The organism is Blautia sp. AF26-2 (genome assembly GCF_003460955.1).
GTDB lineage: Bacteria > Bacillota > Clostridia > Lachnospirales > Lachnospiraceae > Fusicatenibacter > Fusicatenibacter saccharivorans.
Window position 1 is genome coordinate 83,261 of the sequence record NZ_QTWD01000001.1, and the last position, 14,429, is coordinate 97,689.

14 protein-coding genes and 3 pseudogenes are annotated in these 14,429 nt (G+C 47.1%); 12 read left to right on the forward strand and 5 right to left on the reverse strand.

The genetic code is table 11. The annotated features are described in order from the left end of the window. Window positions 1-59 precede the first annotated feature (59 nt). The 9 genes and pseudogenes from DWY63_RS00515 to DWY63_RS19010 form a co-directional block, all read left to right on the forward strand. Window positions 60-698, forward strand: a complete 639-nt coding sequence (locus tag DWY63_RS00515) for a CHC2 zinc finger domain-containing protein (protein ID WP_117800749.1) — start codon at window positions 60-62, stop codon at window positions 696-698. Next, window positions 631-1,947 carry a virulence-associated E family protein gene (locus DWY63_RS00520; protein WP_117800751.1) on the forward strand — a complete coding sequence of 439 codons (1,317 nt, stop codon included), beginning with the start codon at window positions 631-633 and terminating at the stop codon, window positions 1,945-1,947. The genes DWY63_RS00515 and DWY63_RS00520 overlap by 68 nt, the downstream gene beginning before the upstream one ends. A gap of 225 nt (window positions 1,948-2,172) precedes the next feature. Then, window positions 2,173-2,352 (forward strand): hypothetical protein, encoded by a 180-nt coding sequence (locus DWY63_RS00525; protein WP_066647474.1) that lies wholly within the window; start codon window positions 2,173-2,175, stop codon window positions 2,350-2,352. Between the two features lie 58 nt (window positions 2,353-2,410). Then, window positions 2,411-4,888, forward strand: a pseudogene (locus DWY63_RS00530) (DUF4368 domain-containing protein); the annotation flags it as partial. Beyond that, entirely contained in the window at window positions 4,885-5,229 is a 345-nt protein-coding gene (locus tag DWY63_RS00535; protein WP_117800753.1) for a TnpV protein, read from the forward strand. The pseudogene DWY63_RS00530 and the gene DWY63_RS00535, both read left to right, overlap by 4 nt. Before the next feature lie 374 nt (window positions 5,230-5,603). Next, complete coding sequence (locus DWY63_RS00540; RefSeq protein WP_117509146.1) at window positions 5,604-6,356, forward strand: heparan-alpha-glucosaminide N-acetyltransferase; 753 nt, start codon at window positions 5,604-5,606, stop codon at window positions 6,354-6,356. A gap of 545 nt (window positions 6,357-6,901) precedes the next feature. Continuing rightward, complete coding sequence (locus DWY63_RS00550) at window positions 6,902-7,261, forward strand: DUF3847 domain-containing protein (protein ID WP_117499338.1); 360 nt, start codon at window positions 6,902-6,904, stop codon at window positions 7,259-7,261. Next, window positions 7,227-8,723, forward strand: coding sequence for a MobQ family relaxase (gene mobQ / locus DWY63_RS00555; protein ID WP_117800755.1), 1,497 nt, complete (start codon window positions 7,227-7,229; stop codon window positions 8,721-8,723). Before DWY63_RS00550 ends, mobQ begins: the two co-directional genes overlap by 35 nt. Beyond that, a pseudogene (locus DWY63_RS19010) lies at window positions 8,720-8,944 on the forward strand (AAA family ATPase); the annotation flags it as partial. The gene mobQ and the pseudogene DWY63_RS19010, both read left to right, overlap by 4 nt. Here DWY63_RS19010 and DWY63_RS19015 read toward each other — a convergent pair. Beyond that, entirely contained in the window at window positions 8,920-9,594 is a 675-nt protein-coding gene (locus tag DWY63_RS19015; protein ID WP_442857747.1) for a transposase, read from the reverse strand. The pseudogene DWY63_RS19010 and the gene DWY63_RS19015 overlap by 25 nt on opposite strands. 177 nt (window positions 9,595-9,771) lie before the next feature. Next, a pseudogene (locus tag DWY63_RS18810) lies at window positions 9,772-9,927 on the reverse strand (winged helix-turn-helix transcriptional regulator); the annotation flags it as partial. Window positions 9,928-10,200: 273 nt separating this feature from the next. Here DWY63_RS18810 and DWY63_RS00585 point away from each other — a divergent pair. Beyond that, window positions 10,201-10,338, forward strand: coding sequence for a hypothetical protein (locus DWY63_RS00585; RefSeq protein WP_442857661.1), 138 nt, complete (start codon window positions 10,201-10,203; stop codon window positions 10,336-10,338). Window positions 10,339-10,433: 95 nt separating this feature from the next. Here DWY63_RS00585 and DWY63_RS00590 read toward each other — a convergent pair whose 3' ends face one another. From DWY63_RS00590 to DWY63_RS00600, 3 genes are read right to left on the reverse strand one after another with little or no spacing between them, the layout of a single operon-like run. Then, complete coding sequence (locus tag DWY63_RS00590) at window positions 10,434-11,456, reverse strand: helix-turn-helix domain-containing protein (RefSeq protein WP_117800758.1); 1,023 nt, start codon at window positions 11,454-11,456, stop codon at window positions 10,434-10,436. Then, window positions 11,453-11,839: an ArsR/SmtB family transcription factor gene (locus DWY63_RS00595; RefSeq protein ID WP_117800760.1), complete on the reverse strand. Its 387-nt coding sequence runs from the start codon at window positions 11,837-11,839 to the stop codon at window positions 11,453-11,455. Before DWY63_RS00595 ends, DWY63_RS00590 begins: the two co-directional genes overlap by 4 nt. A 53-nt stretch (window positions 11,840-11,892) precedes the next feature. Further along, window positions 11,893-12,435 carry an Rrf2 family transcriptional regulator gene (locus DWY63_RS00600; protein ID WP_243001816.1) on the reverse strand — a complete coding sequence of 181 codons (543 nt, stop codon included), beginning with the start codon at window positions 12,433-12,435 and terminating at the stop codon, window positions 11,893-11,895. 127 nt (window positions 12,436-12,562) lie between these two features. On the opposite strand from DWY63_RS00600, the gene DWY63_RS00605 reads away from it, so the two are divergent. Beyond that, entirely contained in the window at window positions 12,563-13,543 is a 981-nt protein-coding gene (locus DWY63_RS00605) for an NAD-dependent protein deacetylase (protein WP_173841546.1), read from the forward strand. Beyond that, window positions 13,540-14,421, forward strand: coding sequence for an NAD-dependent protein deacetylase, SIR2 family (locus tag DWY63_RS00610; protein WP_117800762.1), 882 nt, complete (start codon window positions 13,540-13,542; stop codon window positions 14,419-14,421). Before DWY63_RS00605 ends, DWY63_RS00610 begins: the two co-directional genes overlap by 4 nt. Window positions 14,422-14,429: the final 8 nt, after the last annotated feature.

Consider the following 14,429-nt stretch of genomic DNA (forward strand, 5'->3'; position numbering starts at 1 on the left):
GCATTTGTTATCCATGACTGGAAAAAACAGATGCTTTTTTATTGTCCGGAAAGGATATTATGGGAGTATTTGATGAAGTAAAGGAACGAGTGACCGCAAGGGCGGTTATGGAACGAGCCGGAATTGTTTTTAACCGTAGTAATATGTGCAGATGTCCGTTTCATCAGGATAAGACAGCGAGCATGAAAGTAAAGCCGACAGATAAAAAATATTTCTGTTTTGGCTGTGGGGAAAAAGGAGATGCGATTGATTTTGTTGGCAGGTATTATAATCTTTCTCCCAAAGATGCAGCCATGCAGATTGCAGATGAATTTGGAATAGCCTATGACAGTTCGGTTCGTTCTCCACCAAAGCCGGTCAGGAGAGAAAAATCCCCAATGCAGATACTGGCAGAAGCTAAGACAAAGACCTACCGGGTGTTGTCTGATTATTTCCATTTGTTAAAAAAATGGGAAAGAAATTTCAAACCGAAGAGCATGGATGAAATTGATGCAAGGTATGAGGAAGCGGTGCAGAATCTGCCAAAAGTGGAGTGTCAGCTTGATATTTTGCTATGGGGGACAGAAGAAGAAAAAGAAATGTTGGTAAGAGATTTGGGAAAGGGGGTGGAGGATATTGAACGGAGAGTCAATGAGTATCTCAGAAATCAGGGAACAGTTAATCACAACAGACAAAGGAGCTGTGAGGCAGTGCATTAGGAATGTTGTTACGGTATTGGGGAATGATCCGAAGTTCAGGGGTGTTATTTGTTACAACATGATGACAGACCGGAACGACATTGTAAAAGATTTAGGATGGTATCGGGAAAGTCCTGTCCTGACGGATTCTGACATAGACCATATCATGCTGTATCTTGAAGAAAATTACAGTTTGACAACGGAGAAAAAGATAAAATCGGCAATCAATGTAGTGGCTATGGAAAACAAGTACCACCCCATTCAGGAAAAACTTAATTCTTTGGTTTGGGACAAAAAAGAGCGTATCAAGGATGTGTTGTATCACTTTCTTGGAGCTGACAGGAATGTTTATGTTTACGAAGCAATGAAAGTTCTTTTGTTGGGGGCAATTTCAAGAGTGTTTCATCCGGGAACGAAATTTGAATATATGCTGATACTTGTGGGCGGTCAGGGAGCCGGAAAGTCAACTTTTTTCAGATTCCTTGCCATGAATGATTCGTGGTTTACTGATGATCTGAAAAAGCTTGATGATGAAAATGTGTTCCGGAAAATGCAGGGGCATCTAATCATAGAATTGTCGGAAATGATAGCGACAGCCAGTGCAAGGAGTATTGAAGATATTAAGTCTTTTATCAGCAGGCAGAGTGATATTTACAAAGTACCTTATGAAACACAGCCCAAGGACAGACCAAGACAGTGTGTATTTGGTGGCACATCCAATGCTATGGATACGCTTCCGCTTGACCGAACCGGTAACAGACGGTTCATGCCGGTCATGGTTTATCCTGAGAGGGCGGATTGTCATATTCTTGATAATGAAGCTCTTTCAAGGGAATATATCGAGCAAGTGTGGGCGGAAGCTATGGAGATATTTAGATCAGGAGACTTCAAACTGATGCTTGGCAAAGAGTCCTCTGATTACCTGAAAGAGTATCAGAAGCAGTTCATGCCGGAAGATGCTGATGCCGGTATGATACTTTCTTTTCTTGATGATTTCAAGGGAGACAGAGTCTGCTCCAAACTGCTATGGAAAGAAGCGCTTCGCAGAGACTATGAGCCAAAGAGAATTGAACTAAAGCAGATTTGTGATATTATGAACAACTCTGTGAGCGACTGGGTAATGAGCGATGGGGCAATGCACTTTGGAGAATATGGTAAACAGCGTGGCTGGGTGCGTGCCGGTTCGTCTCAGGAAATCCCCGACAAAGCGGATAGCGATGGGTTTATCGAAATACCAAAGCAGATGGAGTTGGAGATACCATTTAAGTAACAAAATTGATGAAGTTACCTTGCTGTTACTTATCTTGTTACCCAGTGGAAGTATTGATTTTACTGGGCTTTCTATGAAAGGTAACAAAAGTAACAAGAAAATAGAAAAATAAATAAAATACGGATAGCAAGCATAGGTAGCGGTGATTTGAGAAGTCTTTTCGGTCATGTTACCTTTTTTGTTACCCTTTCCCTTGTAGGGGAATCTTGGAAAGGAGCGGTGCAAATGCAGGAGGAGAAAGCAGTGGAAAATAAAGAGAATTATATTGATGGTGGCAATTTCAAGGCGAGAATAGGAAACACTACCTATCTTGTCGGGGTGTTCTTCAACAAAGCAAAAAAGGTAACAGTAGAGGATAGAGTGAAGAATCTGATCTGTCAGGAAGTGGTTGCCGGTAATTTCTAATGAGTTTGTCATAAAAACAATCATTTTTTAATGAATTACGAATCTCTGTATTGACAAAACGCTTCCGAAAGGAACAATTCTGGTGGAGTGTGGAAAAATGCTCCAAAGGGGCGCACCCAAGCTGGAGAAGGACGGAAAGCCCATGAAGGATAAGCACGGCAAGGTCATTTATGAGCCGTACCGAATCAAGGTCCTAAATACCATCAACTTCAAGAAGTCCATGCACTATAACCCCTTTGCATACATCCACTCGGAAAAGGATATTCTGAAGCTGGTGACAACGCTAATCGCTAATACCAAAGGCGAGGGCAAGGCCGGAGACGATTTCTGGGTCAAGGCGGAAACATTGCTGTATTGCGCATTGATCGGATATATCCACTATGAAGCTCCGGTGGAGGAGCAAAACTTCTCCACCCTCATCGAGTTCATCAACGCCATGGAAGTCCGGGAGGATGACGAGGAGTTCAAAAATCCCGTAGACCTGATGTTTGATGCACTGGAATCGGAAAAGCCAAACCACTTCGCAGTGCGGCAGTATAAGAAATATAAGCTGGCAGCCGGTGTTGTATGCTCTAAAAGACTTCTTAATCAAGCGGTTGGGAAGTCTCTTAGAACACACAACCTAAAACCGAAGAAAGGAGTGCAAGTTATGAGAAAAAATGAGAAAATCACAGCTCTGTACGAACGACTGAGCCGTGATGACTTTGGCAAAGATGATGACCAACAGCGTGAGAGCAATTCCATATCCAATCAAAAGGCTATGTTGGAGGACTTCGCCGCACGGCAGGGCTTTACAAACATTGTCTATTTCACGGACGATGGTATCAGCGGCACTTGTTTTGACCGCCCCGGATTTTTAGCCATGATGAAAGAGGTTGAAGCCGGGAATGTGGAGTATCTGTGTATCAAGGACATGAGCCGCATGGGTCGTGACTATCTGAAAGTCGGTCAGATTATGGAAATTCTGCGTCAGCGTGGCGTTCGCCTTATCGCCATCAATGACGGCGTGGACAGTGCCAGAGGGGACGATGATTTTACCCCGTTCCGCAACATTATGAACGAGTATTACGCCAGAGATACCAGCCGTAAAATCCGTTCCACTTTCCAGTCCAAAGGCAAGTCCGGCAAGCACCTCACAGGCACGGTCATTTACGGCTATCTCTGGAACGAAGCCAGAGACCAATGGTTGGTTGACCCCGAAGCCGCTGATGTGGTCAAGCGCATCTTTGCCATGACGATTGAGGGCTACGGTCCGTATCAGATCGCCAGCAAGCTGAAAGAAGAAAAAGTCCTCATTCCGTCCGCTTACCTTGCCCAGCACAGCGAGGGCGTGAACAAAAACAAGACTTTCAAAGATGTGTACGGCTGGGGTTCTTCCACCATCTGCAACATTCTTGAAAAGCGTGAATATCTGGGACACACCATCAATTTCAAGACCCGAAAGCACTTCAAGGAAAAGAAAAGCCATTATGTCCCGGAGGACGAATGGACAATTTTTGAGAATACCCATGAGCCTATCATTGACCAGCAGACCTTTGACCTTGTGCAGAAAATCCGTGGAAATGTCAGACGCTACCCGGACGGCTGGGGCGAAGCAGCTCCCCTCACGGGCTTGCTCTATTGTGCCGATTGCGGCGGCAAGATGTATGTCCACCGCACCAACAACGGCAAGCGCATTTCTCAATATACCTGTTCCCAATACAGCAAAGTCCCAGTTGGAAAGCTCTGCAAGACCCAGCACCGTATCAATGAAGATGTGGTACTGTCCCTTGTCTCTGAAATGCTGAAAGCCATTGCCGAGTATGCCAAGCATGACCGAGCCGAGTTTGTCCGTGTGGTGCAGGAAGCGCAGTCCAGCCAGCAGACCACAGAGGTCAGGAAACAGCGTACACGCCTTGCCACAGCAAAGCAGAGAGTTTCCGAGCTGGAAGTCCTGCTCTGCAAAATCTATGAGGACAACATTTTAGGCAAGCTGTCCGACAGCAGATACGCCACTCTGGACGCTCAATACGAAAAGGAACAGTCCGAGCTTACCGCTGAAATCTCTGTTCTGGAAAAGGCTGTCAAGAGCTATGAGAAGCACGAAAAGGACGCTGATCGTTTTATCGCTCTGATTGACAAGTATGAGAACTTCGACAAGCTGACCATTGCTATGCTCAACGAGTTTATCGAGAAAATCCTTGTGCATGAGCGTGACCGTAAAGGCAGTATACAGACCACACAGGAGGTCGAGATTTACTTCAATTTTGTTGGGCGATTCGTTCCCCCGGCGTTTGGAGAAGCGGAGCTTACCCCGGAGGAATTAGAGGAAATCCGCAAGCGTGAGGAACGCAAGGACAGGCTTCATCAGAACTACTTGAAGCGGAAAGCCAGCGGAGCGCAGAAGCGATACGAGGACAAAATCAAGAAGCGGAAAAAGGCAGAAATTGAAGCTAAGAAAGCCGCCATTCGTGCGGAGGACATTGCAAAGGGCGTGTTCGTCCCTGTCAGCAGTTTACCGCAGAGAGAGCCGATGAAAGGAGTACAAACAGCATGAATATCACTTACACACAGAACGGAGATTATCTTATCCCGAACATCGTTATCCGCAAGACCAAGCCCATCGGACACTACGGCAGACTTCGCAAGGCGTATCTGGAAATGCACCGCCCGATACTGTTCAATGAACTGGTGCTATCCGACAAGCTCTTTGAACATTGTGCCGAGATTGACGAAGCGGCACGAAACCGCATGGAGCAGATCGTGCGGTCACTGGCAGAGCAAAACGGTGTGACTGAGCAACTGAAAGCCGATAATCAAATGGAATGGGTGCGGCAGATGAACGCTTGCAAGGCACAGGCAGAGGAGATTGTGAAAGCGGAATTGATTTATGATTGAGCGAGGAAGTCCGGGCAGAAAACTGTTCGGACTTTTCTCATATAGTCCAAAGTTGCGGTAGAACTGTTCACAAGTTTTATGGTACAATTTGAATACGAAAAGTGAGCAACAAATGGAGGCTGGCTGACACATTTGTCTGCGGGCGTGATGTCCCAATCGGAAATTTCGTCAGACCATATCTCCATTTTAAAAGAAAAGAGCAAGGCCGGATAGACCTTACTCTTACATTATGAATCGGAATTTACGAAAGAGGTACAGAACATGAAGAAAATCAGAGGATTGCGTAGCTCCGGCAGAGCCGGAACGGCAGCAGCCAGAGTCGCCCCGGAGCTGGTGGAGCCGATTTTGGAGTAAATAAAAGGGGTGATGAAATTTTGCTGGAAACAACGCAAATAAAGCAGCGTTTACCGTTTATTGATTTGATAAGAGGTATAACCATTATTGAAATGATTTCGTATCATTTCTTATGGGATTTAGTTTATCTGTATAATGCAGATATTCCATGGTATAAGTCCCACGGTGCCTATATTTGGCAGCAATCCATTTGCTGGACTTTTATTTTGCTGGCTGGGTTCAGCTGGCATTTAGGAAAAAAACACATGAAAAGGGGATTGTGGGCGTTTGGTGGTGGTGTGGTCGTTTCGCTCGTTACCGCCATAGTTCTTCCCAATGATCGGGTGCGCTACGGTGTTCTAACGCTTATTGGCAGCTGTATTTTGATATGGATTTTACTGGATAAGGTTCTGAAAAAAATCCCGGCTGGGGTTGGGGTAAGTGTTAGTTTTGTGCTATTCCTCATTCTCAGAAGTTGGACGAAGCAAGACCCTATCCAACTATCTGATAATTTGCTGAATGTTACATGGTTGAAATCGGTATTAGCTTATATTGGATTTCCGCAAGCTGGCTTTTCATCTACCGACTATTTTCCGTTGCTCCCATGGATTTTCTTATTTGCAACAGGATATTTCCTGTACAGTTTCTTACAGGAAAAGGGGCTGATTAACCGGCTATTTGGAAAATGGAAAGTTCCAGGTATTAACTTTTTAGGGAAACATTCGCTTATTATTTACATGATACACCAACCGATCTGCTATGTTGTAGCGTTCTTGGTTTCGGAGATTTTTTAATATTGAGCCGTTGATCGGTGGAGTAAACAAGAAAGGAAGCCCCCAAAAAGGGGGCTTCCTTTCTTTAATATCGGCAAATGTGTTTATTTTTGATTATCACAGTTTGTAGCCGGTGATGTATCGGTCGCTACCAACTTCGCCAGCGAAGAAATCGTTAAGGGAGCTGCAAGTGAAGAATCTCTAATACGACAGATTCAAGTTTGGCGAACTGATAAAATCCCTTTAGGAACTAAAGGGCGCACTTCTATACTCTCCTATCGGGAGTATCGTGCGTCCTGCGGAGCTTCATTCTCTGTCAGCAGAAAAAAGCTGCATGACCGAGAATGTTTCGTCACTTCGATCCGTCAAGGTGGCTACACCCCCTTGCGCTGCTAATGCGGCTATCCCTTATGTACTTGCCGTCCGCAAACGGTTTTGACAAACCGTTCGCCGCCAGCAAGTTTGGAAAAACAAATACCGAAAATCAGACCGTTGACTGGTCGCACTATGCGAAAAGTTGACGGTCTTTTTTTATCCCCAAAATCAAAAATAGGAGGTCAATCACAATGACAAAACCGAAAACCCTTGACCAGCTCCGAGCCGAAAAGGAACGGGCCGAGACGCAGCTTGCACAGGAACAGCACAAGCTCAACCGTCTTGAGAACAGAAAGAAATATCTGGAGAAAGGCGAAAGGCAGAAACGCACCCATCGTCTTTGCAATCTGGGCGGCACGATTGAGAGCCTTGCCCCGGAGGTCAAAGATCTCACACGCACCGAAATGACAGAGCTGATGGAACAAATCTTTTCTTTGTCCGAAGTCCAGCGAGCCGTCCGTCACATGACGATTACCCACATCAGCCAAGCAAACAGAGAAAAGGAGTTGAAAGCCGATGGCACTATTTCATCTGAGCGTCACGCAGACTAAGCGAAGCGCAGGACAGTCCGCTATCGCTTCTGCTGCCTACCGAGCCGGGGAGCGATTGTATAGCGAGTATTACGGCGAATACAGCGACTACACCCGCAAGGGCGGCGTGATCTGCTCTGACATTCTCTTGCCGTCCCATGCACCGCCAGAATACGCAGACCGCCAAACCCTATGGAACGCCGTGGAAAAAGCCGAGCGTGGAAAGAACGCCCAGCTTGCATACAGCTTTGACATTGCCTTGCAGAATGAATTTTCCCTTGAGGAAAACATCGCTCTTGCAAGGCAATTTTTATTGGAGAACTTTGTGAGCCGTGGCATGGTGGTTGACTTCGCCGTACACCAGCCAGACCGGGAGGACGGCGGCGTACCCAATCCGCATTTTCATGTGCTTTGCCCCATCCGCCCCATCGAGCAGAACGGCAAATGGGGACTAAAGCAACGCCGGGTGTATGAGCTGGACGAGGACGGCAACCGTATCCGAGACGCAGACGGAAAGTTTGTGTTCAACGCCGTTCCCACTACCGACTGGGGCAGTCCCGAAACGCTGGAACATTGGCGTGAAGCATGGGCGGAGCTATGCAATGCCAAGTTTGCGGAAAAAGGTATTGATGTTCGTATCGACCACCGGAGCTATGAGCGTCAGGGCGTGGAGCTTTTTCCCACCGTCCATGAGGGCGCAACCGTCCAGGCAATGGAGAAGAAAGGCATACGCACCGAGAAAGGCGAGTTCAACCGCTGGATCAGAGCCACCAATGCCGTTATCCGGGACATCAAGAAGAAAATCGCTCTCCTGTTTGATTGGATTGCCGAAGCAAAAGCGGAGCTTGCCAAGCCGCAGGCACCCGACCTTGTTTCGCTGCTGAGCGCCTATTACACCCAGCGCAGAGCCGGGGCATATTCGCAGAAAGGCAAGGTCAGCAATCTAAAGGAGATGAACGAGACTTTCAATTATCTCCGGGCAAACGGCATTTACTCCCTTGAAGATTTGGAAAGCCGTGTCAGCGAACACAGTGCTGCCACAGAGAGCTTGAAGAAAACGCTGGACGAACAGACCGCCCGAATGAAAGCAATTAAGCAACTCTATGACAGCTCCGCCGCTTTCCAGAACTTGAAGCCTGTCTATGACGGCTTGCAGAAAATCAAGTTTGAGAAGCCCAGAGCCAAGTACAAGGTAGAGCATGAAGCGGAACTGATACAGTTCTACGCCGCCAGACGAAAGCTGACCGAGGAGTTCCCGGACGGCAAGGTGGATATGAAAAAGCTGTCCGACGAGTATGACGAGCTGGAACAGGCACACGAAAGCACCTACGGCGAGTTTAAGGCTGTCAGAGACGATTTACACCGCCTTTGGAAGGTCAAGTCATGTGTAGATACTGCCGCCCGATTTAACGAGCGTACAGAGGAACAAAAGCTCCAAAATCGACCCCAAACACGACAGAAAAAGGAGGAACTATCCCGATGAATTATACCCAAGCGCAGATTGACCGGGCAAATGCCGTCAGTCTGGAAGATTTTCTCCGCACACAGGGAGAGACACTGATAAAAAGCGGACGAGAATACCGCTGGAAAGAACATGACAGTCTGACCGTCCGGGGAAACAAGTGGTTTCGCCACAGCCAGAGCAAGGGCGGCTATCCCATTGATTTTGTCATAGAGTTTTACGGCAAGTCCTTTCCCGAAAGCTGACAATTATCTAGGGTAATCCCGGCGAGGGCAAGACCTACTTTGCCATGCGCCTTGCGGCGGCTTGCACCAATCGAAAGCCTTTGCCCGGTATGGAGACACTTGAACCTTTCAATATCATCTATCAGACCGCCGAGGACGGTCTGGGCGATACGGTCAAGCCCCGATTGATGGAAGCAGACGTAGCCCTTGCGCTGTAATTCTTTTTCAAGTTTTCTGCGTTCTTTCTCAGAATCCTTAAGTTCGCGGTTAAGCCGGGAAGCTTCTTTAGCGATGCCACCATTGGCATTCATGCAGGCATCTTTCCAGGCTTTGATCTGCTCGATATAAAGACCTTTTTTACGGGCATACTCGGCAAGTTCCGTTTCATTCATACCTGCTGTTTCAACAACAACTAAAAATTTATCCTGTGTACTCCAGTCATCAGGAACAGCATCCGTACCAGGAGCAGCATAGCCTTCCTTTCTGGCTTTATCCCGCCAGTTACGAAGTGTCTGTTCAGAGATTCCTTCTTCTCTGGATATCTTGGTAATAGATTCATTGTTTGGTGGAAGCATCCTCCTGAGGAGTGCATCCTTTAATTCTGGACTATCCTTTCGACATTTGTCCTGTCTCTTTTTTTGCCAATACCATAGACAGTTTTCTTTCATTTGCTGTTGTCTCCAATCTCCATACACTGATATGGATAAAGCCTGCCAAGTATCATGCTGATACAGCACCCGGCAGTGCTTTCTGAAAATATGGTTTCTCTGTACTTTTTCTTATCACCCCAGAGATGTAGGATTTCTCACAGGCGGCAGTGTGCTTCACTGCTCCATTGGAAGTTGTCACTCTGTCAGTCGATTCTCCTCGCCCAAGACACAGAGCTGATCCAGCACAGTCATCAGCGTTTTTCCTCGTTCCGAAAGCGTATATTCCACCTTCGGCGGAATCTGCGGATACTCGGTGCGGACGATCAGTTTATCCGCTTCCAGCTCCTTGACAGTCTACATCTGCATTTTTAAAAATATGCGTTTCAAGATTTTTTGAAAGTAAGCGCAAAATAATTCGACGGATTGTGTTGCCCTAAAAATCAATTCATAATAATCATTAGAGAATGCAAGCATTTCACTTCATTTTCTCTTGCTTGAAATGATAGATGCGAGCATTTTACTCTATTCAAGTTATCCCTGTGTGTTAGGATAGTTGTCAGTGAAAGATAATTACTTTTGTGGTAGTATGTAGCTATCACAGGAAGGGAGCTTTCGCTATGAACTATGACGAAGAAGGCGATGGATAAACTGATTACAAGGAAGGAAGCAGCCAGTATACTGGGAATCAGCGTAAAAACACTGGATGCTGTAAGAACAGACGGTTTGATCTCCTATGTTCAGTATGTGGAAAACGGCTGCTGATGCAGTCAGCACGGATTAGGATGACAACGCTGATTGACTATACATCAAAAGTGAAGAACTTGGCTTTGTTGGCAGTAGTCTACCAGAATTTTTCATTACAGTGTTTTGCTAAAGAAATCCGATGGAGCTATACCCTGGATTTTTCTGTATTCTCTGGGTGACATTTTGACTATAGACTGAAAAGCGCTTGAAAATTTTCCCTGGGTTTGGTAGCCTACCTGGGAAGCAATATCCGCGATAGTGTCATTTGTTTCCCGTAATAATTTCATAGCCTGACGCACTCGAAATTCCTTCATATAGGTGGCGATAGGCTGGCCGTAGACTGCCTTGAATATCTCCTTTAGAGTGGGGGTATTTATCAAATACTGTTTGGAAAGTTCTGCGATCGTAAATCGTTGATCCAAGTGCTCTGTCAACTGTTGATGAATTTCTTTTATCAATTCGGTTTGCTGGGAGAAGTATTGAGTCAATTCTTTATGCTCCGATTTCATGTTGCTCAAATAAATCAAAATTTCCAGCACCTTCAATTTCAAGAGGGAAATTCGAACGGATACAGGAGCAGAAAAGAGTGGGGCAAAAATGTGCTCTAAATCGGAACAGGACGGGATTGCGGATGGCTTTCCGGAGCAAAATCGATCCCGTAACTGGTCTGCCTCCACACCGGCATTCTTTAAAACTTCCGGGCAAATGGAAGAGAGCTGTTTCAGATCCACGGAAATGGAAATTCCCTCTGCATATCCTAGGGGAAACATCATGGCGGAATCCGCGCAGCAGGCCATACTGTGTGCTGTCACATCACCTGTACCTAAATAGACGGCAGTACCGTCTTGCATATTCCAACCCACGCGACCACTGCGACAATAGTAAATTTCTAAAACAGAATCCGAAGCATCATGCTGAAACTTGATCTCTGAAGCAAGAAAAACATTGAAGGATACCTCTATTCCAGGAAAAGTTTCATATGCCTCCATAACCCCTTTTCCAGCGGTAACCGCTCGAAACTGTTCTCCAAAGAGTGTGGTACCCGTTCCGCCAGCCCGGCAATGCTTCAAGGCGAGGGTGCCGTTTAGAATTTTTTGAAATTTTTGAGCGATAACTTTGGATTCTTCTTTTTTCATGGCGTTCCTTTTTGTTTTTCTACTTGCGACGGACAGGCGATTTTTACAAGCCACTCAATCATGTGATGGAAATTTCGGGTCTGCTCGGTATCGGCCGCTTTATAATAGACCTCTTTTCCGTCCCGGCGGCTAACGATCAGACCTGCTGATTTCAACTGCTTGAGATGGTGAGAAACTGCAGGACTGCTCATATTTACCATGGCTGAAAGATTGATAACACATTCCTCACAGTGGCAAAGCAACCAAAAAATGCGAATACGGCTGCCATCCCCCAGCTGCTTGAAAATATCAGCTACGGTTTGAAAGTTTTCTACGCGGGGCATATGTTCCAGTTCCTGCTCGATAGTTTGTCCGTGGTCGTGTGGTAAGGGGTTCTGAATCATTTAGCACTCCTCCTTAAAGTCTATCTTACCATAGGCTGAAGGAAAAAGAAACTTTACTTCTGAAATATTTCTGGTTCAGGACCAGCGTCATGGGTGTAATCCAAGATACGGACACCATCACCTATCTCTTTCTGCACCAGCTCCCGCATACGTTTGGCAAAAGGACAGGGGTAACCAATGGGAGTCATGTGATATTGTTCCAGCACATCTTTCAACGTGATTCCTTGCATTCTTTGTTCCGCTGCTTTTTGAATGTCCAAGTAAAAATCCCGCAGCACCAGTTGAATATTTACACCCACGCCACAGGCAGGATTGGTGTGGATGTCCTGATGGAGCAGGGGCTTGTTGCCCTCTACTGCCCGATAGGCATCCAGTAGAGTGATTTTCTCCGGCTCACGAGCCAGAGCAGGTCGGGGATGTCCCTTCACGCTGACCAGCAGTCCTCCCTTCCGCAGGGCGGACATGAGCTGGCGCACATAGGCAGGATTCGTCTGAATGCTCTCTGCCAGCTTGTTACTGGTCAGGTCGCAGTTTGGGTACAGAGCGATAAAAGCCAGAATATGAACAGCATCGCTAAGGCGGGTAGAATATTTCATAGCCTGATCTCCTTTTTTGCTTTGATGTTATTTTTATTATAACAACATATTGACAGTGACGCAAGAGGATGCTAAAATAATTTGAAGTAAGAATAAAAATAACACCCACTTGAAAGGAATGGTGACAATGAACTTCTATGATGATCTGGTCATGCAGACCCAGATGAATTATTCCAGGCACTATCATATCTATGCTTCCGGCGGTACGCCTTATCAGCTGACTGACAAAAAGCCGCTGCCGTATAGCGAACAGATCCATCGTTTGGTACAGGAGGTAAAGGAAGCTGACTGTGTGGTAGTGGGCGGGGCCTCCGGCCTGTCCGCTGCCGGTGGTGGAGATTTTTACTACGAGGACAACGACTCCTACCGCAAATACTTCCGCCCTTTTGCCGAGAAGTACCACTTCAAAGGTGCTTTTGCAGGGATGATGCACCCCTGGAAGACAAGGGAAGAGTATTGGGGGTATCTCGCCACATTCCTTCACACCACCCAGACCGCACCTGTGCGTCATTCCTATTTGGATTTAGACGCTTTGCTGAAAGGCAAGGACTTCTTCATCCTCACCACGAACCAGGATACCCAGTTTGTCAAACTCTACCCGGAGGAGAAGGTGGCAGAGATTCAGGGGGATCACCGCTTCTTCCAGTGTGCCGCCTGTTGTACCGATGACACTTGGGATGCGGTAAAGCCGGTGGCTGATATGGTAGCCGCTATGGGGAGTGACACGAAGATTCCCACGGATCTCATTCCCCGATGCCCCCACTGCGGCGGCGAGGCATTCCCTTGGGTGCGAGGATATGGGAATTTTCTGCAAGGAAAGAAATACGAAGAACAGTACGAAAAAATTTCTCGCTATGTGCTGGAACACAAAGACAGCAAAATTCTGTTCCTGGAGCTGGGCGTGGGCCGAATGACTCCCATGTTTATCCAAGAACCTTTCTGGAACATGACCCTCAGCTTTCCCCATGCTCGATATATTGCTGTCAACAACAAGTATGACTTCCTGCCCAAGCAGTTGGAGGACAAGGGCATGACCATTGTGGCCGACATTGCTCAAGTGCTGCGGGATGCACGGGATACCATGGACAGCGGAGATAACGATCGATGAGGGTTGCAAACCAAGCGACGCTTCAGGAACTTGCCGAGCGTATTGATCAAGCAGATGCTGTTGTGATCGGAGGCGGCTCCGGCCTGTCAAGCGCGGCTGGATACGACCACTACCATTGGTCCCCGGCACTTTCGGAGGCATTGGCTCCCTTTCGCGAACAGTATGGCTTTACCTCTCCGCTGGCTGGATTCTACCATTGCTTTTCCAGCTATGGGGAACAGTGGGGGTATTACAGTCAATATATCCGCTTCATGTGGGAAGCCCCTACTGGGCAGCCCTATCTGGACCTGCAGGCGCTTGTTGCGGACAAACCTGCTTTTGTTCTGACCACCAATGTGGATCAGCAGTTTTTTCGAGTATTTCCCCAGAAACAAATTTGCGCCTTTCAGGGAGACTTTAGCTACTGCCAATGCAGTCAGCCCTGCCGGGATGATATTGGGGAAAACCGCGAACTGGTGAAGGAACTGACTGGTTGCCTGGCAGGTGTTCGCCTGCCGGAGGAGGCTGTTCCTCGTTGCCCGGATTGCGGGCGGGTGCTGGTGCCCTGGGTACGAGATGATACCTTTCTGGAGGGAACCTTCTGGCAGGATAGTCTGCATCGCTACCATAGATTCCTGCGACACTGGATAATGGATCAGTCCGACAAAAAAGTCCTGCTGTTGGAACTTGGCGTGGGTGAGATGACACCCAGTATCATCAAATTGCCCTTCTGGGAACTTACTGCCAAAAACGAAAACGTCTTTTATGCATGTCTTAATCGAGAGGCAGCTCATAGGCCAGAGCATCTGCGGGGACGCAGCCTGTATCTGCAAGGAGATTTGGCGGAAACTCTGGCTGCCCTCCGGCAGGAGCGATCCATCGCAGCAACCATAAAATAGAAAGGAGC